At 40.1% G+C, this 19,836-nt stretch carries 23 protein-coding genes; 8 read left to right on the top strand and 15 right to left on the bottom strand.

Annotation, left to right across the window (positions count from 1 at the left end):
* Positions 1-8: 8 nt before the first annotated feature.
* From MN086_RS04335 to MN086_RS04325, 3 genes are read right to left on the bottom strand one after another with little or no spacing between them, the layout of a single operon-like run.
* Entirely contained in the window at positions 9-1,268 is a 1,260-nt protein-coding gene (locus MN086_RS04335) for a PLP-dependent aspartate aminotransferase family protein (protein ID WP_248576833.1), read from the bottom strand.
* 8 nt (positions 1,269-1,276) lie between these two features.
* Entirely contained in the window at positions 1,277-1,690 is a 414-nt protein-coding gene (locus tag MN086_RS04330; RefSeq protein WP_248576832.1) for an Rrf2 family transcriptional regulator, read from the bottom strand.
* Entirely contained in the window at positions 1,671-2,129 is a 459-nt protein-coding gene (locus MN086_RS04325) for a DUF4395 domain-containing protein (RefSeq protein ID WP_248576831.1), read from the bottom strand. Before MN086_RS04325 ends, MN086_RS04330 begins: the two co-directional genes overlap by 20 nt.
* Positions 2,130-2,515: 386 nt before the next feature.
* On the opposite strand from MN086_RS04325, the gene MN086_RS04320 reads away from it, so the two are divergent.
* Genes MN086_RS04320 through MN086_RS04305 form a run of 4 tightly spaced genes read left to right on the top strand, consistent with a single transcriptional unit; the run spans position 2,516 to position 8,230 of the window.
* Positions 2,516-3,709 carry a TolC family protein gene (locus tag MN086_RS04320; protein ID WP_248576830.1) on the top strand — a complete coding sequence of 398 codons (1,194 nt, stop codon included), beginning with the start codon at positions 2,516-2,518 and terminating at the stop codon, positions 3,707-3,709.
* Positions 3,710-3,723: 14 nt separating this feature from the next.
* On the top strand, positions 3,724-4,734 hold the full coding sequence (locus MN086_RS04315) for an efflux RND transporter periplasmic adaptor subunit (RefSeq protein WP_248576829.1): 1,011 nt from the start codon (positions 3,724-3,726) through the stop codon (positions 4,732-4,734).
* Positions 4,734-7,859, top strand: coding sequence for an efflux RND transporter permease subunit (locus MN086_RS04310; protein ID WP_248576828.1), 3,126 nt, complete (start codon positions 4,734-4,736; stop codon positions 7,857-7,859). The genes MN086_RS04315 and MN086_RS04310 overlap by 1 nt, the downstream gene beginning before the upstream one ends.
* Entirely contained in the window at positions 7,856-8,230 is a 375-nt protein-coding gene (locus MN086_RS04305; RefSeq protein ID WP_248576827.1) for a hypothetical protein, read from the top strand. The genes MN086_RS04310 and MN086_RS04305 overlap by 4 nt, the downstream gene beginning before the upstream one ends.
* 134 nt (positions 8,231-8,364) lie before the next feature.
* Here the strand turns inward: MN086_RS04305 and MN086_RS04300 are convergent, their stop codons facing one another.
* The 7 genes from MN086_RS04300 to trxC form a co-directional block, all read right to left on the bottom strand.
* Positions 8,365-8,661, bottom strand: coding sequence for a c-type cytochrome (locus MN086_RS04300; protein WP_248576826.1), 297 nt, complete (start codon positions 8,659-8,661; stop codon positions 8,365-8,367).
* Positions 8,662-8,754: 93 nt separating this feature from the next.
* Positions 8,755-9,072, bottom strand: coding sequence for a cytochrome C (locus MN086_RS04295; RefSeq protein WP_248576825.1), 318 nt, complete (start codon positions 9,070-9,072; stop codon positions 8,755-8,757).
* Positions 9,073-9,188: 116 nt separating this feature from the next.
* Complete coding sequence (locus MN086_RS04290; RefSeq protein WP_248576824.1) at positions 9,189-9,512, bottom strand: hypothetical protein; 324 nt, start codon at positions 9,510-9,512, stop codon at positions 9,189-9,191.
* Between the two features lie 116 nt (positions 9,513-9,628).
* Positions 9,629-9,961, bottom strand: coding sequence for a hypothetical protein (locus MN086_RS04285; RefSeq protein ID WP_248576823.1), 333 nt, complete (start codon positions 9,959-9,961; stop codon positions 9,629-9,631).
* Positions 9,955-11,145, bottom strand: coding sequence for a HAMP domain-containing sensor histidine kinase (locus MN086_RS04280; RefSeq protein ID WP_248576822.1), 1,191 nt, complete (start codon positions 11,143-11,145; stop codon positions 9,955-9,957). Before MN086_RS04280 ends, MN086_RS04285 begins: the two co-directional genes overlap by 7 nt.
* The gene (locus tag MN086_RS04275) at positions 11,099-11,770 is read right to left on the bottom strand and encodes a response regulator transcription factor (protein ID WP_248576821.1); all 672 of its coding nucleotides are present in this window, start codon (positions 11,768-11,770) and stop codon (positions 11,099-11,101) included. The genes MN086_RS04280 and MN086_RS04275 overlap by 47 nt, the downstream gene beginning before the upstream one ends.
* Entirely contained in the window at positions 11,771-12,199 is a 429-nt protein-coding gene (gene trxC, locus MN086_RS04270; protein ID WP_248576820.1) for a thioredoxin TrxC, read from the bottom strand.
* Between the two features lie 125 nt (positions 12,200-12,324).
* Here trxC and msrA point away from each other — a divergent pair, with 125 nt between their 5' ends.
* The 3 genes from msrA (at position 12,325) to MN086_RS04255 (ending at position 15,478) form a co-directional block, all read left to right on the top strand.
* A complete protein-coding gene (msrA, locus tag MN086_RS04265) occupies positions 12,325-12,849 on the top strand; it encodes a peptide-methionine (S)-S-oxide reductase MsrA (protein WP_248576819.1) in 525 nt (174 codons plus the stop codon).
* A gap of 297 nt (positions 12,850-13,146) precedes the next feature.
* Positions 13,147-14,298: a hypothetical protein gene (locus MN086_RS04260; RefSeq protein WP_248576818.1), complete on the top strand. Its 1,152-nt coding sequence runs from the start codon at positions 13,147-13,149 to the stop codon at positions 14,296-14,298.
* A 16-nt stretch (positions 14,299-14,314) separates the two neighbouring features.
* On the top strand, positions 14,315-15,478 hold the full coding sequence (locus MN086_RS04255; RefSeq protein ID WP_248576817.1) for a hypothetical protein: 1,164 nt from the start codon (positions 14,315-14,317) through the stop codon (positions 15,476-15,478).
* Positions 15,479-15,746: 268 nt separating this feature from the next.
* Here the strand turns inward: MN086_RS04255 and MN086_RS04250 are convergent, their stop codons facing one another.
* Genes MN086_RS04250 through MN086_RS04240 form a run of 3 tightly spaced genes read right to left on the bottom strand, consistent with a single transcriptional unit; the run spans position 15,747 to position 16,623 of the window.
* Positions 15,747-15,944 carry a hypothetical protein gene (locus MN086_RS04250; protein ID WP_248576816.1) on the bottom strand — a complete coding sequence of 66 codons (198 nt, stop codon included), beginning with the start codon at positions 15,942-15,944 and terminating at the stop codon, positions 15,747-15,749.
* Positions 15,945-15,956: 12 nt separating this feature from the next.
* The gene (locus tag MN086_RS04245; protein WP_248576815.1) at positions 15,957-16,232 is read right to left on the bottom strand and encodes an acylphosphatase; all 276 of its coding nucleotides are present in this window, start codon (positions 16,230-16,232) and stop codon (positions 15,957-15,959) included.
* Positions 16,219-16,623 (bottom strand): hypothetical protein, encoded by a 405-nt coding sequence (locus MN086_RS04240; RefSeq protein WP_248576814.1) that lies wholly within the window; start codon positions 16,621-16,623, stop codon positions 16,219-16,221. Before MN086_RS04240 ends, MN086_RS04245 begins: the two co-directional genes overlap by 14 nt.
* 116 nt (positions 16,624-16,739) lie before the next feature.
* Between MN086_RS04240 and MN086_RS04235 the strand changes: the two genes are divergently transcribed.
* Entirely contained in the window at positions 16,740-17,525 is a 786-nt protein-coding gene (locus MN086_RS04235; RefSeq protein ID WP_248576813.1) for a sulfite exporter TauE/SafE family protein, read from the top strand.
* Positions 17,526-17,528: 3 nt separating this feature from the next.
* Here the strand turns inward: MN086_RS04235 and MN086_RS04230 are convergent, their stop codons facing one another.
* Both MN086_RS04230 and MN086_RS04225 read right to left on the bottom strand, forming a co-directional pair.
* Positions 17,529-18,638: a M48 family metallopeptidase gene (locus MN086_RS04230; RefSeq protein ID WP_248576812.1), complete on the bottom strand. Its 1,110-nt coding sequence runs from the start codon at positions 18,636-18,638 to the stop codon at positions 17,529-17,531.
* A 4-nt stretch (positions 18,639-18,642) separates the two neighbouring features.
* Complete coding sequence (locus tag MN086_RS04225) at positions 18,643-19,812, bottom strand: YjgN family protein (protein ID WP_248576811.1); 1,170 nt, start codon at positions 19,810-19,812, stop codon at positions 18,643-18,645.
* Between the last annotated feature and the right edge of the window lie 24 nt (positions 19,813-19,836).

Raw genomic sequence — 19,836 nt, 5'->3', positions numbered from 1 at the left:
ATAACAACTTACAATGCATTCGCAGCTTGTAAAAAGTCCTCTGCAATGACCTTAGGATCTTCCAAACCTATGGAGACACGGATCAACCCTTCATGTACACCCAGGAATTTACGGGTTTCTTCATTGAAATCACTATAAATGGTACTGGTCATATGCAGTGCAAGTGTTCGATTGTCCCCGATGTTTGCTGTTTGTATCACATGGTTCAGTTTGTTGAGGAAAGTAAACGCCTTCTCTTTTGTCCCACAGTCTATAGTGAGTAAAGGACCACACCCCTGTGCAAAGTCCGACTTATATCTTGCGTGATCAGGGCTTGTTACCAATGATGGGTGATTCACACTTACCCCATCTGGCAGTTTCTCATCAAGCAGGGCGGCAACGGTTTCAACACTTTTATTGATCCTCTCTACCCTGAGTGAGAGTGTTTCCAGCCCTACCATGGTCATAAATGAACCAAAGGCATTGGCAGTCATGCCGAAATCACGAATGGCACGTTTTTTACAGATAGGTATAAATGCTTTTTCTCCCATCTTTTTCACGATTTTATGTACATCGGCATATTTTGGGTTCAATAATTTTTCACCCTCCTCTTTTACCGCTCTGAAAACAGCGATCCCACCAAGTGCAGCTGAGTGCCCGGACATATTTTTGGTTGAAGAGTGCACAGAGATATCTGCACCCATCTCGAGTGGTCTTACCAAAAGCGGTGTCGCGGTATTGTCTATCATGACCAGTGTTTCATACTTGTTACAAAGATCAATAATACGCTGTATATCAGGCAGTGTAAGGCTTGGATTCCCTACAGACTCAAAAAGAACCATCTTGATACCACGCTGAAGTGTTGCTTCTATATGTTCAAAATCATCTACGGTACAAAAACTGTTCCTCACACCAAAACGTGCCAACGTTTCATTCACAAGTGAATAGGTACCCCCAAAGAAACCACCGATACAAAGCAATTCATCCCCAGCAGATAAAAAAGCACTGCATACCATCGAAATAGCCCCCATACCTGAAGAAGTAGCAATGGCACCGAATCCGCCTTCCATCTTCGCTACTATAGCTTCCAGTTTAGCATTAGTCGGATTTCCTACCCTTGCATAGAGCGGTTTATTGACCTGTGCAGCAAAGATGCCTTCTGCTTCTTCAGCATTTTCATAACCATAAGCAGCCGACGGAGTGATCGTAGGTGCAATAGGCCCTACCTTAGAACCTACACTTTGTACAAGCAGCGTATTGAAATAGTCAAAATCAGTGGTATTGTTCATCTTTATTCCTATATAGAGTAATTTAATATTTGGTTGGCTTTAAGTTGATAGTTCTTCAGTTCAGACAATGGGATCTCGAACACCGATGAGACTTTTTGTTTAATGTCATCCCAAAAAAGTTTAAGTGCCTGACTCTCCGTTTGGTAATTATCGGCAAATATATCTGACTCCAGGATAAGCACCACATCTTTAAGTGTGATATCTTTGAGGCTTTTTGCAAGTTTGTACCCGCCATGTGCACCTTTAATGCTGGTAAGAAGCCCCTGCTTTTTAAGTTCTAAAAGTATTTGTTCCAAAAAGTTTTGCGGGATAGCTGCATTGGCAGCTATCTCTTTTATCTTAAGGACTTTATCGTCGGGAATGGAGCCCAACTCCTGAAGTGCAGCGATCGCATAAATTGTTTTACTGGATATTCCTATCATTTCCTAAGAGACCTTTACCGATTTGTATTGCATAGTATAGCTTACATCCTATACAAAAATCGAATACTGTCTCAAGTAATGCACAAATTAATAAAATAACTGCTACCACAGTAGCAAATAGTGTAAAACCGGCAAAATAAAAGACGACAATGAACAACGAAGTGACTAGACCAAGATACAGAGCGAACCTTTTTGGTGATTCATCACAAAGTTTAGGTGCAACACCCCACCCTCTGAGTACGAACTTACCCATGAGCTCAAATGGACTGAAGCTTGATAAACGTAATGCTCGCATCAAAAAATCAAACAGTATGACCCATGCAAAGGCACTCTCTTGTGAGATCAAAAATATAAGCGTAAAAAGTGCTACCTGAAAAGAGATAATTCTTACCATATTAGCGTCAACTCTTCTTGTGGATATCGGACAACTTGGAGACATATTCTTTCCTTTCATTGAAGTAGCATTTTAAGGTAAGTGCCTTAGCTATATCATCAGCACCTCTAAAGACCCTAGAGTAATTTACAGCATTGACATTTTTCTCAGTTTGACTATAGGGGAGACTAAAATAACTAAAAAATGTGCAATACCCTTGTCTTATGTAAATATCTAGGGTTTTTACAAGTGCTAATTTCATTTTATAAGTGTATAGTAACCAAATCTTTTTTTAATGTCAAGTAAATCTATAGGTTTTATTGTTTTTTATATCTAAACTCATTTATTGCATATGATTTTATATTGTTCAAACCTTTGCACACCGGGTACACAGAAATACGATAAAATACATCTAATCTTAATTAGGACAGCAAAAAAACCCGGGAGAAACAATGCGTATCATTCTTTTTACTTTATGTACTGTAGGTGTGCTACAGGCAGAAAGTATTCAACAACTTATCGATCAATCACTCAAAAAGCACCCTTCACTTCAGACCATCCAGCACCGTCTCTCTGCAATGGATGCACGTATAGAAGAGAGTCAGAACTTCTCTAATCCGGATATCTCTTTGACCATCAATGACATACAGTTTGATAATCCCTCTGGCCGTGGCCTTGAACCTATGCAGTTCAATGCAATTAATGTGAAACAAAAATTTCCTTGGTTCGGTAAACTCGATGCTCGAACAAGCTTTACAAAAGCACAAAAAAGTCTTATATTGGACTCCTATGAAGCAGCCAAGATCACACTGGCTAAAGAGATACGTATAACAGCCTATACCATGAAAGAACTTGAAGCACGTATCCGTATTGTCAATCGGTATAACGCTGTAGCCAAACAAAATATAGATCTCTATACCTCCTATGCATCTACTGAGAATAAAAGTCACACAAGCATGATGGCTGCAAATTTAATGCTTACTAAAATAAAGATCAAACATGAACGCTATAAAATGATCTTGAAGAACCAACAGGCTAAACTCAAATACCTTGTACAAGGAGAGGTCTCCAAGATATCTGATCCATTCGAAATAAAACCTCCCGGACCATTGGAAAGCTATCTTTCCAAGTCACAGAACAATCTAAACTACCATATGAAACTCTCTGAGAAAAATATCGCTGATGCGAACAAAGTCATACAGGAGCTGAGTATGACACCGGACCCTTATGTAAATGTAGGCTATTACAACCGTCAGGAATTTCCTGATTATGCCTCTGTAACAGTGGGGATCTCTCTGCCTTTATATGGTTCAGAAAAACATCAGGCAGAAGCAGCACGTAAAGAAGCCCTTGCCGCAGCAAGTGCCTCTTTAGACTACAGATCTTCTTTGGAGAGTGAAATTACTGTGATGTATGCCAAACTCACTGAAGCCTACCAGGTTTATCACATTATCCAAAATGAGAGCCTGCCTCAGCTTGAACATATGATCGAACTGAGTCAATCGGGCATTCAAAGCGGAGGTGACCTTTTTGCTTACACCAATCTTCTCGAACAAAAACTCGATCTGGAAGAACAGCGCATCTCCATCAAAGGCGAATACCTTCGAACACAGACACAACTCAAATCTCTTATAGGTGAAATATAATGGTATCCATACATATGAAAACAATCCTCACATTTTTACTGATCCCGGTGTTGTCACTCTCTCAGGAACACAATAGCTCTTTCCCCACCATAGAACAGCTTTTTAGTGTAAAGACTGTAAAAGTAAAAAAGATAACATCCGCCAAAGAACAAATAAACTACGGATATATCGTTGCTGAAGATTCACGAAAGATCGATATACATGCATGGTTTTCAGGCTATATCACAAAACTTTTTGCTGATACACTCTATAAAAAAGTAGAAAAAGGTGATGCCTTAGCCCATGTCTACTCTCCGGAAGTCTACAAGTCCAAACAGGACTACTTACACTCCTTGGAGTTCAATGAAAAGCACCCTTCTCCCCAAATGCTTCAGAGTGCGAAAACCAAACTGCGCCTCTTAGGTGTACATGATGAAGAGATCAAACGCATCGACACTAAACGTAAGGTCGATACGTTCACCACCATCTATGCACCGCAGTCGGGGTGGATATTTGAAAAAAACATTAATGAAGGTGCATCTTTCAGCCCTCAAAAAAAGCTCTTTCAGATCGTAAACCTGGACAAAGTATGGGTAGAGGTCAAGCTCTACCAGGATGAGATCGAAAATCTACCTCTTCTTACACATTTCAGTGTCAAAGCCAAAGGTATTTCCAAAACATATACAGCACAAAAAAATCTTCTTTACCCGGAACTGGACCCTAAAGAGGCAACCGCTACGTTAAGACTTCAACTTGATAATGATGACATGTTATTAAAACCGGGAATGTATGCAAAAGTCTATGCATCAGCCGATACAAAAAGTCGTCTTGTCATACCTCGAACTGCAGCGATACGTAAAAATGGACTGTGGTATGCTTTTCTTGCAACGGAATTCAAAGGAGAGTATGAACCTATGGTCATTCAGGTAAAACCTCTGGACGCAAAACATTATGAGATCATAAAAGGACTGAATGAGGGAGATACGTTGGTAGACAATGCGCTCTTCATGATGGACTCCGATGCTCAGATAAACGGGATCTATTAATGATAGAACGACTCATCGTATTTTCGGCTAAAAATCGTTTTCTTGTCCTTATGACCACCCTCTTTCTCATCATAGGTTCTATTTGGGCCATGAAGAACACTCCCCTGGATGCCCTGCCGGACCTTTCTCCTCCACAGGTCATCGTACAAGTCACATGGAAAGGCCAAAGCCCCGAGATCATAGAAGATCAGGGAACCTATCCGTTGGTTTCACAATTTCTTGCTATCTCGGATATTGAAACCGTGCGTGGTTTTTCAACCTATGAAAATGCTCTGATCTACATTATTTTTAAAGAAGGTACAGACCTCTATTGGGCCAGAAGCCGTGTTTTGGAACAACTGGCATCCATACAAAGTCAGCTTCCGGATACGATGGAAGTGACACTGGGGCCTGATGCTTCAGGAGTCGGATGGGTCTATGAATATGCCCTAACCTCTCAAACCAAGAGCCTTGATGAGCTGCGAACGATTCAAGACTATTACTACAAATATGCACTGATGGGTGTAGATGGTGTGAGTGAAGTGGCCAGTATAGGCGGGTTTATTCCCACCTATCAAATTACCCTGAACAATGATGCACTCGTCCAGTACGATCTTTCTATCAAAGATATCTCTCAAGCACTCAAAGAGAACAATAATGACACCGGTGGACGGATCGTCATTCAAAACGGTTATGAGTGGATGGTACAGGCCAAAGGGTATATCAAAGATCTGGATGAGATACGACAACTTGTCGTCACGACCAAGAACAGTGTACCTCTGACGCTCTCCCAATTGGGACGTGTAGAGATGGTACCGAGTGCCAGACGTGGTCTGGCAGACCTCAATGGAGAGGGAGAAGTGGTAGGCGGTATCGTCATGGTGCGATATGGGGAAGATGTCTACTCTGTCATCAAACGCATCAAGTCCAAAATGCAAGAACTCAAAATAGAAGATGTGGATGTTATCACGACCTATGACCGTTCAGGACTGATAGGATCAGCGATCAAAACACTTCAAACGACGCTATTTGAAGAGAGTATCATTGTGATCCTGGTCATTGGTCTGTTCTTGATGCACTTTCGCTCCATACTTATCATGCTTATCGTGCTCCCCTTGACCATTGCCCTCCCTTTTTTACTGATGAAGATCTTTGGTATAGACTCAAATATTATGAGTCTGGGAGGTATCGCTATCGCTATCGGTGCTATGGTAGATGCTTCTATCGTGATGATAGAGAATACACATAAGGCCATACATAAAAAAACCGAAGAGAACGGTGAACCTCTAAAGCGTGATGAACGGATCAAAACCATCATTCACTCTTCTCAACTTGTGGGACGTCCTATCTTTTTTGCCCTGGCACTTGTAGTTGTCTCTTTTTTACCGATCTTTGCACTTTCGGGGCAAGAAGGCTTACTCTTTAACCCCCTTGCTTTTACCAAAACCTTTGCCATGACTGCAGGAGCGATACTCTCAGTCACACTGGTACCTGTACTCATGATATACTTCATCAAAGGGAGGATCATTCCCGAATCAAAGAACCCGCTGAACCGTTTTTTTATTTGGCTTTATCATCCACTTTTGGTCCATGCTTTAAAACTCAAATACATTGTTATTTTTCTTGCTGTTGGCGGACTTCTATTTGCACTGCCTCTTTACAAAAAGTTAAACTGGGAATTCATGCCTATGCTCAATGAGCAAACCGTGATGTATATGCCTGTGACACCTTATGGTATCTCCGTGGATCAGAGCAAAGCACTGACACAGAAAACCGATCAGATCATTAAAAGTTTTCCTGAAGTAGAGACAGTGTTCGGTAAGGGAGGACGTGCCAATTCAGCCACTGACCCTGCTCCACTTGGTATGATCGAAACCATCATTACTTTTAAACCCAAGTCACAATGGCGTGATGGTATGACCTATGAAAAACTGATGGCGGAGATGGAAGAAGCACTACAGGTACCTGGGCTTGTGAACTCCTGGACCTACCCTATACGCGGCCGTATTGATATGTTGCTCTCAGGTATAAGAACGCCTCTGGGTATCAAACTTTATGGAAAAGATGCACAAGGGCTGCAATCAGTAGCCATGCAGATCGAGTCAAGACTTCGTGAACTGAAAGGAACACAGTCTGTTTTCTCTGACCAGGCAAGTGCAGGGTATTTCATCGACATCAACATAGATGCCGAGGCGTTACAGCGTTATAACATTTCCAAATCACTGATCGAAGCATATACTTCTGCAGCGATAGGTGGGAAAAAGATCACTACTATGTATAAAGGTTTGGAACGTTACCCTATCGCACTGCGATTTGAAGAGGAAGAGCGTCGAAACCTTGATGATATACGCAATATACAGGTCAAAACACCGCTCGGATTTGTACCGCTCTCCACCTTTACCACAGTAGAATATAAGGAGAGTGCTTCTGTGATCAAAAGTGAGATGGCAACACCGGTCACCTTTATCTATATTACGCCACAACCAGGCGTGAGTGCCGTCAAATACAAAGAAGAAGCCGTTAAAATCTTAAAAGATATACAACTCCCTCCCGGATATTACCTGGAATGGGAAGGACAATCAGAATACCTTCACTCAGCCATGCAAAAAATAAAATGGATAGTGCCTATTGTACTCTTGTTGATATTAATCCTAATCTATTTTGCACTGGGAGAGTTCGTACCTACCCTTATTGTATTTTTCACCCTTCCCTTTGCTCTACTCGGCGGTATAGTGTACTTATATGTCTTACAGTTTAATATGAGTATTGCAGTGATAGTCGGTTTCCTGGCACTTCTTGGGATTGCCGCTGAAACAGCCATAGTTATGATCGTCTATCTACAAGAAAGTGTTGAAGCGATGCATAAAAAAATGGGGTCCAGATTTAATAGACAACACCTCTCCGATGCTATTTATGAAGGTGCCGTTCAAAGAGTAAGACCCAAACTCATGACAGTATTTGCCATCTTGACAGGACTTCTGCCTATCATGTACACTTCGGGTATAGGAAGTGAAGTCATGCAGCGTATAGCTGCACCGATGATAGGAGGGCTTGTCAGTTCCGCTATACTCAGTCTCTTTCTTATTCCGATTTTTTATGAAATGTATGAAAAATATCAATTAAAACAATCCAAGGAGAATGAATGAAATCAAAGCTAATGATCACACTGCTTTTAACCCTATCACTGTTGTCAGGGTGTACCGATAAAGATAAAACCAGTGACTTAACAGAAGATGGTATGAAGTGTGGTCCAGGGAAATGTGGTGCAAGTATGGTTGATGGTTCTACTCTACTCGTGAAAAAGAAAATGAACATTTTAAACCAGCTTGAAAAAGAGGACAACAGACGGGAATGTGTACTCAAAGCCTTAAGTACGAAAGAGGTATATGATTGTGTTCGTGTCCAAGAGACCGGTAGACTGAGCACAAAATGTGCAGCAGACAATACCGTAAAAGCACCCAAAAAAGAGATCCCACCAATGAAATGTGAAACAGGAAAATGCGGAAGCAGTATGTAATCATACGCAAATGCTTATTTGATCTCTATTACAGTAAGAAGATAAAAAAATAGATGAATTAATAAAGAGGAAAGAGTACAGCTCTATTCAAAAGCCAAACGGCCTTTGAATGAACTTAAAGTTTGAAAAACTGATTATTTCATTGCTGCAATGTAATCTGCAACAGCTTGGATAGTAGCGTCATCCATAGAAGCTACTTGACCTTTCATTAGACCACCCATTCCATATTGGTTAAGTGTACCAGCTTTATAACCGTTAAGTTGTTCAACTGTTTTAGCAGCATCTTGACCTTTGATAATAGCAGATTTACCTAGAGCAGCTTTTTCTCCGTTTGCACCATGACAACCAACACATTTAGCGTAAGCAGCTGCACCGTCAGCCATAAGTAGTGTAGATCCAGTAAGTAACATTGCGATTGCAAATTTTTTCATTTTATTCCCTTTAAGTTAAATTTATTTATTTAGTATTAAGAAGAGCTGCTAAAAGCAGATCCTCCACCTCAAGTTTAATTTAGGATACATACCTTAACAAGACGGTACGTTACCTGAATCGCTTGCATATTCATATGCAAAATCATATACATCTGGAATATATTTTGCTTTGAATTTTTTTACTTTCGGACAAAGTTTTTTAATCTCATCCTCAAATTTACCAGCTTCCTGAATCGCTTCCCACTCATCTTGCGTATGGGACTGTGCAAATTTAACACCATTAAATCCACAAGGAGCTTTCAACTTCTTAAGATAGATTTTTTGACCTTTTTTCACATCTGCAGATGCAGTTGTTGAAAGTAATGTCATACCAAGTAAAGCAGCAATTGCTAATTTTGTTGTAGTCTTCATATGTAATCCTTTTTGTTATTAGATGAAAGTATGATAGCATGTAATTGTGAAAATATTGTGAAGTGTGTAAAAGAAGAAGCAGAAGGTTCACAACTGCTTCAAGAAGTTACATGTGTTTAACACTTTGGAACGTGCGATCCGCCTTCACCATATTCATACGTAAATTCATATAGATGTTTCCACCATGATTTTTTAATTTTCTTTAAAGGTAATTTGGGACAAATTCTTTTCGTTTCTGCTTGGAATTCACCATCATCATATATCGCTTCCCACTCATCCTGATTATGGTGTCTTGCAAATCTCACACCCGAGAATCCACAGTATTTTCTCACTTTCTTTTTGTATATTTTTTGACCTTTTTTTACACTCGCAGATGCGACTGTAGGCGTACTAACCATTGCAAACGCAACAAGACTGAGTACAGTGACTATTCTTTTCATTTCATTCTTCCTTTAATTTATAATATAACCTTATCCAAAGTTATTGTAACTACTTCAACTTATTAAAAACCTTAAACCTATTCCAAATATACCTCTAAAGCTTTATCAATGTGTAACTACTTCAGCTTATTAAAGACCTTGAACTTATCCCAATAGATATCCAAAGCCTCATCAATTTCACTATCGCTCAATTTACTTTTCTCTTTAATACCATACGTATCAATGAAGAGATCAGACATCACAGAGATCTCTTTTAAGGGATGTTTCAAATAGTGTTTCATCCCTGCTTTCACATTTTCTTCACCACTATAGACAATCAGGTAGCGCATAAACATACGCTGGAGTGATGTGGGTAGATCTCTATGACACTCCACACAATGACGTTCATAGGCATCCTGCGCGTACACCCCTGATACTAAAACGAAACATAAAATAATAGCCTTTACCATCGTAACACCATTTTTGTACCCTCTCCTTCTTTTGACACTACTTCTATGGAGATATCATATTCATCCACTATTTTTTTAACGATACTAAGACCGATACCGAAACCACCTTCACTCTTATTAAATCTCATATAACGATCAAAAATAAAAGGTATTTTTTCTTCATTAATACCTATACCTGTATCCCAGATCACCAAAAAGCCTTCTCTTGATCTTATACCTATAGTACCGTTACGTTTGTTATATTTGATCGCATTGGATATCAGGTTATCTATTACTCTGGTAATTTTACGTCTATCCATCATAATCGTTGCCTCTTCCAGATCCAGATCATACGCTATATGTTTTGACTGTGCCAGCACAGAGAAATACTCTACCCTGTTATAGATGAGTTCTCTGATATCAATCTCTTCATCATGGTTCTCCTTATCTTCTTCCAACATAAGATAGGTGAGATCCTTGTAGAGTACAGAAACCGTTTTTGCTGCAATGTTTATGCGTGCCAGTTTTGTCTTATTTTTCTCTACCATCACGTCGGTATCCATCATCTCTATGTTTGCCAGTATAGCAGAGAGCGGTGTATTAAGTTCATGCGTTGTATCTTTAATAAACCTGTCTAACAATACAATGGAATCTCGCATCGGCTTTAAAAACAGTTTGGCAAGATAGAGTCCGAACAGCATAAAAAAGATGAATCCGGCAATGCCGTAAGTGATGATATTTTTCCATATCTCACCTCTCCATGCACCACTGTCTTCTATTTCTATAATAAGGTATTTGGTCCCCAAATAAAATTCATCCAGCATTTTCACTAAATGTATATGACTATTCGTAATGTATATCTCTTCAGCATCAAACCGTACATTTTCATCTTCCAGCAATGAAAAAATTTTCATATGCTCCAGGTCATAAATCGCTGATTTGAAACGGGGATCTCGAGGGTATTCTGTTCTTTCCGGAAAAAAATGGTGCAGCACTTTAAGTCTTCTTGTTTGGATATAGGCATATTTGGTCATCATCGCCCGATGATCAGAGAGTATCAGTTTTTCCTGACTTTGGTAATAAAACCGTGAAAGCAGCGTGATCAGAAATATGACCATAGCTACATAGAGTGTCAAAAACCTTAAAAGAGACTTTTTCTCACTTCTCAGCAGTGAATTTGTAGCCTTGTTTTTTAATACTAACAATTCTTTCCTTACCTATGATTTTACGAAGATTTTTAATGTAAGTACGGAGTGCCGTATCACTAGGCTCTTCATCAAAGTCCCATAAATGTTCATAAATACGTTCATGAACAATGACCTCATCTTCATTTTTCATAAAGAGTTTAAGGAGCATAGACTCTTTATGACCCAAAGATACCGTTTTACCACTGATGATCAGTTCATTGTTTTTGATGTCATAGGCGATCTCTTTTGAAATCTTTATCAACTCTTTGGACTCATGATAGAAAGCACGTTTAAGCAGTGTCTCCACACGTATCTGCAGTTCCTTGAGTGCAAAAGGTTTACGTATATAGTCATCGCATCCGCTCTCAAAACCTTTTTCCAGATCATCCACCGAGTCTAAAGAAGTGATAAAAATAGCCGGTGCCACCACATCACTCTCTCTGGCTTCTTTTAAAAGGTCAAAGCCATTCATACCCGGCGTATTGACATCCAAAAGAAGCAGATCATATTTACTCTCATACAATTTTTCCTGTGCCTCATGTCCATCATAGACACTGACCACGTCATGACCCTTCTCTTCTAGAAACTCTGTGACCGTTTCATTCAGGTTGGCGTCATCTTCCAGTAATAATATTTTACTCATTTAAAGATACTGCCTTACCCAGTTTTGTAATCTACCGGCATCTAAAGCACCACTGAGCCTGTCCACTTCTTTACCATTTTTAAACACGATGAGCGTAGGTATGCTCTGTATACCGTACTGCGCACCCAAAGTCTGCTGTTCATCGGTATTGACTTTGAGGAACTGAGCCTGAAGCGGCATGGCCAAGGCGACTTCTTCAAAAGCTGGAGCCATCTGCACACAGGGACCACACCAAGGGGCCCAAAAATCAACCACGACCGGGACATCAGCATTGGCTATAAAGGTACCCAGCTTATCAGCATCTACAGAAATAGGTGCACTCTTTAGCAAAGAGTGCTTACATCCGCCACAGTTTGCTTTACTGTATGATGCCTTCTTAGGTATTCGGTTCACCTTCAAACAATGGGGACATACAACATTCACGTTCATAAGAAAAACTCCCTATTTAGATTAGTTTTTAATTTCTTAGGTATTATAGCGAATAAAATAAATATAAATAAAATAGGCACATTACACGATATGCATCGTGCTTTGCTGAAATAAAAGGATAGATAATGCAACGAGAACTTATAGTGGGCGGTGGATGTTTCTGGTGCACTGAAGCCGTATTTGAATTACTTAAAGGTGTGAGTGATGTGGAGAGCGGGTACGCTAACGGACATACTCCCAATCCAACGTACAGAGATATCTGTACAGGTGACACAGGATACGCAGAGGTAATCAAGATCACCTATGATGACAGTATTATCACTGTAGAGACGTTACTCAAGATCTTTTTTGTGATACATGACCCTACCACACTCAACCGGCAAGGTGCAGACAGAGGCACCCAGTACAGATCGACCATCCTCTATACCGATAAAGGGACGAAAGAGGCTGCTGAAGCGACTATGGAAGCGGCACAGGCAGACTGGAACGATCCTATCGTCACGAAAATCGAACCGCTCGAGAACTACTATAAAGCTGAAGCCTACCATCAGGACTACTACCAGCAAAATCCTATGCAGGGCTACTGTATGGCAGTCATCCCTCCAAAACTACAGAAACTCAAAGCGAAGTTTGGTAAAGAGGTAAGGTAAACTCCCTGCAGGGAGAAAACTCTAATATCTCAAGTAGTAACTCCCCTGCTTCTATTCATCTCTCTATCAAATAAAATGGATTTTGTGGTTTTATAAGACATATCCATGACAATCAAACAAAATGTTCAAATATCGCCGATACTCTTCTTAAACAAACATACATTCATAATGTACCCAAGGGGGAACCATCGATATATTTTATATTCCTTTAATCTATGGAATGTATAATTCCAAACTTTTTTATAATAAATTAAAATAATAATGATTACAAATTATTATTAAATAGGGGAAACCATTATGTTAAAAAAATATTTAGCATCATCATTGTTGCTTATAGTGTTTATGGTGAATGCACATGCGGCATTTTCGACTGATATGCAGAGTCTTGTCAACCAGGGGAATTCTCTTGATTCTAATCTCTCTTCATTCAGTTTTGATCAGGGGGATGACTGTTCCCAGCTGGGTACCCTTAACACCTCTATTGAAACATATATCGAAAGTATCGAGATGGTCTATGCTCAGCTCTCTTCACCTCTGAGCCTGACACAGGGAGATCTGACATCACTTGATGATCTCAGTAACATCAGCAGATCTATGGCCCAAGAGAGTATGCGCATAGCATTGGAGCTCAATAGTATCGAATCGGTTGCCGATATTTTCGAATACAGGGCCGGTCTCAGTGCTGTATTACGTCTTTCCGACGACATCGGTACGATGGCCGACCGTATCCTTGAGATGGCCAATCGTATCCTAATCATGGCCGACAATATAGGTTCGATGGCGGATAAAATCGTCTTTACTATGACACTGCAAAGCACAAATATGCAGTTCATTCAAGCTTCTCTGCTGACGACTCAGGAGAATATAGGTGCACTTACCAGCTCTCTTTCGTCCGTAGTATACAATCTTACACTTGATCAGATCCAATCAGACGGCGATACGCTGGATTCTGATATGCAGACAACTATACTTACCAACTTGAATATGGCAGATGAATTGAACCAGCTACAAGCACAATCTGCACAATTGATGGGAAAAGTCGTTAGCCTCTATACATTCGTCAGTATCAACAGTGCAATGGCTTCACACTATATCAATGGTGATACACTAACCTATTTCAGCGATCTCTCAGAGATTCACAGGGCTCTGGCTCAGAGTACCGAGAATTTTGCCCGAACCGTACAGCTCCTTGCTCCGTTAACGAGTACACCTATCCTTTCTGATGCCACGAATTCCATGCTGGAGCTGGTACAGGATATTAGAATCATGAGTGACCGTATCATGGAGATGAGTGCCAAGATCATTGTCATGGCCGACAACATTGGTGTAATGAGCAATCGGATCGTCGAGGTAGAAGGAATACAGGCATCAAACATGGCTTATACTGTTGATTCCCTGACCACTGCGCAAAATATCACGATCAATACTATTGAGTCCTACGGACTGTAAGAAAAAGGAGAACCGGATGAAACAACTATGGAACAACTTTATTGGCACTGCTACTGTTTTTATGCTTTTTATGGGTATGCCGGCAGGCGCAGCCTTGAATGATGACCTGCAAGGTCTTGTTCTTCAGTCTGAAACGTTTAGAAGTGAATTGAGCACACTTGAGCTCAATGCCTCTTCAGTCTGTGCACCGTTGGTACAAATGAACCAGAAGGCACGCGATATGGTCAATGCCATCACTGCTGTAGATGAAAACCTCTCTGCCCCGTTACAGATCGATGCCGATAGTCTCAATGCTCTTGAACAACTTTCAGCAACAAACCTAAGCCTGGCCAATGAATCACTGCGACTCTCACTTGACCTGCAGCAGCTTGACAATACAGCCTCGGAACTAACTATCAAAGACGGCATTACCTCTATGCTGCAGCTCTCAGATGATATCGGTACGATGGCAGACAGAATTGGAGAAATGTCAGACAAGATTCTTGTCATGGCAGACAATATCGACATCATGGCTGATCGCATCATCATGACTCAAGAGATACAGAGCGCAAACATGACCACCAGTATCGATACACTGCTACAGACACAGACCAATGCATTAACACTGGTCTCGGTCATTGAGACGAGCACACGTGAACTTGAATACAATGCGATTATCTCTGATGGTATGGAGCTCTCTTCACGTATGCACTCAGTCATGCTCAACCCATGGACGATGAGATACCAGTTACAAGGTGTCGAAGATGACGTCAAAAACTTTCTTCAACAGGTCACTGCACTCAGCAGCGCGATCAAGAGTGATGCGGCAAACGGCACACTTTATATCGATGATATGTCGATGATGCAGCTTTATGATATGTCGACTATGCTAACCTTTATCGCAACGGCGGTTGATGGCTATGTTATTGCGATCCAAGGGCTAGAACCGTCAACATCGACAGTGACACTCCAAGACTCGCTCAACAGTATGCTTCAGCTTTCAGCCGATATTGGAATCATGGCAGATCGGATCGGAGAGATGGGCGATACCATCCTGGCCATGGCCGACAATATCGGAATGGTGGCTGATACCTTTATCACCACACAGCAGTTTCAAAGTGCGAACCTTTTTGCAACGCGAAACTCCATCCTCGCGGCACAAGAGATGGCTATAGCCATTATTGTCTCTAGAGCTCTTTAAGATCATCCCCAAGCTTTAGCTTGCGGGAAAGCATACTATGATTGATTTCTTTGTTTAGAACTTAAAAACAGTACTTCTTCTCATCAACACTCCTAGTTCGCCTCTGAAAATAATCTAATATTATGCCAATGAATAAAATTGTGTCTTGATTTACCATGCTTATTACTTTGGGAGCAAGCACTGTTTGGTCTACAGAAAAATGAATAGGAAGTATTAAAGAAGCCTACTGTGTTTGTTTATACTATCAAGATGATTCAATTTCGAATCTCTATCCTTTTAAAGGATTATCACTACGTTTTTTAACCTTACGCTGCTGTTCTTCAGAGATATTAGGCTCAGAAAATGTCACTTGATTATAAATGACACATCCTTTACATCCAGGATCACACTTATGAGAAAGTTTGATACACCACTCTTTCTCTTCTCCATTTGTTCCCATATATTGACATGTCCATCCACTACTCATACTAAGAACCTCCTAATATCGTATTTCAAAACCATCGGTTGTAAATTCTGCATCATGAATGATCTCATATCGGATATCCTCTACTAAACTCGATGGTGATCCTTCATTCAAAATGGCCAAAAACGTATCGAAATCATCATCAAATACTTCAGCCACTACTTCAACTGTACCATCATTAAGATTCTGTATGTATCCCTTATATTGTTTCTTCATCATAGCATGAGAAACAAACTTGCGATAAAATACACCTTGTACTTTACCAAATATAATAAATCTATACCACTCCATATTCGTCCTTAAGACCCTGTAAAAATTCTACAATACGCTGCTGGAACAGAGTATCCTCTTCACTGTCCATACATTCATGCAGCTGCATTAGAAGCCCGATGTCTATCTTTGATGTAAAACGAGGTACCTCTCTGGTCTCATTTTCAACCAACATAATAAGATGCTCAAAATCCAGTCCATTATTGGTTATGATCTTGGTATGGTATTCATTGACCGTATCGATGAGAAGTTCTGCTCTCTCCTGATTATCACTATAAATGCTGTGTGCTATCTCTTTAAGTTTTTGTTTTTCGCATTCACAGATCTCGCCATTTGCTGAAACCATAAGGGTGAGGATCTTCGCTCTATACTCTAAAGAACTATGATGGTAGACAAGTAATTCTCTAAACATTTTTATGATATTACGTTTTAAAAATTTAAACACAATACGGCCCTTATGATTTATTAACATTATTTTAACAAAATAATACTATAGTTTTATCACTATTTACAAAAGAGGCTGTCTCAATGGGCAATATAGATTTAATTATTATCTTAACAACCGCTTTTTTAGGAAGTGTTGGACATTGTATTGGTATGTGCGGCGGGATCGTCGTTGCGTACTCTTCTACAAAAATAGATCAAAGAACAAGTTATCTGCAACAGACAGCTTCACACTTGGCCTATAACTTTGGACGTGTTACGACCTATGCCATTTTAGGTGCAATATTTGGTTATGTGGGTCAAGTGGTCGCCTTTACGCCTACAACCAAAGGGATACTTTTTCTCATCACGGGTATACTGATGATACTCGCAGGTCTCTCTCTTATAGGAAACCTCAAATTCCTAAACTCCGCTGAATGGTCCGTTTCCAAATATGCCTGGTATCAAAAGAGCTTTAGAGCACTCATGTCGGACAAATCGTATCTAAGCTTTTATCTTTTAGGTTTGCTCAATGGTATCATCCCTTGCGGACTTGTCTACTCTTTTGCTATTTTTGCGGCAAGTACTGCTGATCCTCTTTCCGGGGCCTTGGTGATGGCGACCTTTGGATTGGCTACTATCCCCGCACTTTTCTTTTTAGGCTTCCTCACAAAGATCCTGCAAAAAGGATCCCTCCGAGGTACCATGATGAAGTTGGCGTCTCTTCTTGTCATTCTCTATGGAGGGATCACCCTTTATAAAGGTTACAATTTCATTGCACATCCACAAATGATGAAAGAGAGAATGGATAAAATGCATGAAGGAAGTACTGATGGCACATTGACAGGACAATTTAACGGTATGAAATGTGCGCCCGGGAAATGCGGTTAAATTTTATTGTGACTCTAAGACTATTTCACAGCTAGTCAAACCTTTTTTGAAACATTGACTGTACTGTTGTGCTATCTTGACACGCTCTTTGGTCGTAGGGTGGGAAGATAAATAATCCAAAACATCCTCATTGGACACTTCGCTGTTCTTATCATTTTTACCTGATATCTCCATATATGACGTCATACGATTCATAATATCTGAAAATGCTATCGGGTCTATCTTGGCCGTAAGCATCTGCTCAAATGCATAGTGATCTGCTTCAGATTCATGGCCACGCGAATAACTGCTGCTTACAAGAAGGGAACCTAGCCCTACGCCCATATCTGCCAATCCGTTACTATCTCCCACTATCATCATTGTAGTCACGGTGATAAATGTACTTTCGATCACCGTCTCTAAAGTATGACGATGTACCACATGCCCCATCTCATGCAATAGTACAGAATCAATTTCATCTTGAGTCTTTGATAGTTCTACAAATTTATCTGTTAAAATAATATCTCCCGAAGGCAATGCCAATGCATTGGGTATACTTAAGTTCCCATCACTCCATAAACGAAAATGCAGTCTGTAATGTATCTCTTTGTCTTCATTTAATGGAACTAATTTAGATGTAAAATGTTGGCGTATCTCTTCCATTTTAGATTGCGGGATCTGACTCTTTTGAAAGATATACTTATCAAGAAAATCTAACGTATGCGAAGCAATAAGTTCATTGGTTTCATGCGGCAGCAGATGTGCTATCTTTGTACTGCTCCACGGTACACCCCATTTAAAAAATCCAAAGGTAGTAAATACTGTGATCACAAGTGCAACAAACACCCATCTCATCTTTGACTCCAGCGTATGGATCAAGCGATTGCCTAACAAATGTTTTTTAAATGTATGATCAATAAAGTCATTTTCTTTTGTAGCGAAGATGGAGCCATCTTCAAGGGTGATCTTTCGTTCTGTGTTTCCCAGTCTATTGCCTACATGTAATGCAGACAACTTACCTTCGTATAAAGTGCCATTTTCTATCTTGATCACATAAGTATGTTCTGATGTTGCAGCAAGTGTCGCATCCAAAGATGCTGCACTTCCTTGTGCATACCACTTGCCCTGTATCATATCTTTAAAAACCTAGTCCTACATCTACATCAAAGGCATCACCTATCTGTTCTCCCAATGATGACGATTCATTTTGTTTTTGTGTCATATATTGATCAAACCCTGCACCAGTATGCACTTGTGTATTTTCCAACATGACCCTTGCAACCCTTACTTTTGCCCATGGCATAGCAAGTCCTAATGTTGCGATAACAGCCAAAAAGTTTGTCATCATTACCCATGCGAGTTGTTTTGCTTTGAGTGTAGAACCAAAAGAGATTTCATCATCTAAAGTAGTATTTTGATAGACATAGGTACGTTGTCTTGTCATAGCATATGCCATAATGAACATAGATGCAAGTATCATCCCTAAGTAAGCCAACCCTACAATAGGCAAAATTGCAGCCATCTGTGCCTGCATCATTTGAGGATCATTAGCTGCTTCCTGAATAGAAACAAGTGTTTCAAGTCCTACGGTTGCATACACCAAAGCACCTATGATCAATGCTGTAATAAGCATGGTCAATAGTGCTATACCTACCGTTTTGACCATAATGTTCATAAACTCTTTTGTCTTGACATTTGTTTGAAAGATCCCCTGTCCATAACGTGAGAGGTTGATGAAATATTCAGTATTTTTCTTTTTGATAAAAGAGACAGCAAACACAATAAAGGTTAAAAATACAATCATTGAGATCAGAGACGTCAATCCCATACCTAAGATAGGCATCAATACCTCCACACCGATCGCCAATACAACATACCCGATCATTAAAAGAGCAGGATAGACAAAGAAGTTCATATACGAATCACGAAGTTTACCTACAAAACCAAAACGTACATTTGAAAAACTTGTCATACGCATATTGAACATCATACTTCTCCATATGAGCCAAGGTACCGCTATAAACAAAGCACCAATCAAGATAACACTCCCTATAGTTGAAAGCTGCTGGATCACCACATAGGCAATAAAAAGGCTCATTGCCACCAAAAAACCTATAAAAAGTTGTTTTCCTGTTGCATGATACTCAAAGTTTCTGCCATCCAGTATAGAATTGGCATAAAAATAACGACGATTACGCACTTTTGCCCATGGATAGTAGAATCCTAATGTCACTATCGTCAAGAGTACATTCACGATCCATATTTTGAAATACTCTCTACCGCTCCCCTCAAATTTTAATGATTTCATCATTCATCCTCCCAAAAATTTTAT

Origin of the sequence: Sulfurovum sp. XGS-02, from assembly GCF_023213175.1 — a bacterium.
GTDB lineage: Bacteria > Campylobacterota > Campylobacteria > Campylobacterales > Sulfurovaceae > Sulfurovum.
Note: the sequence above shows the minus strand (reverse complement) of the source record. Positions and strands in the feature narration are given on the sequence as shown.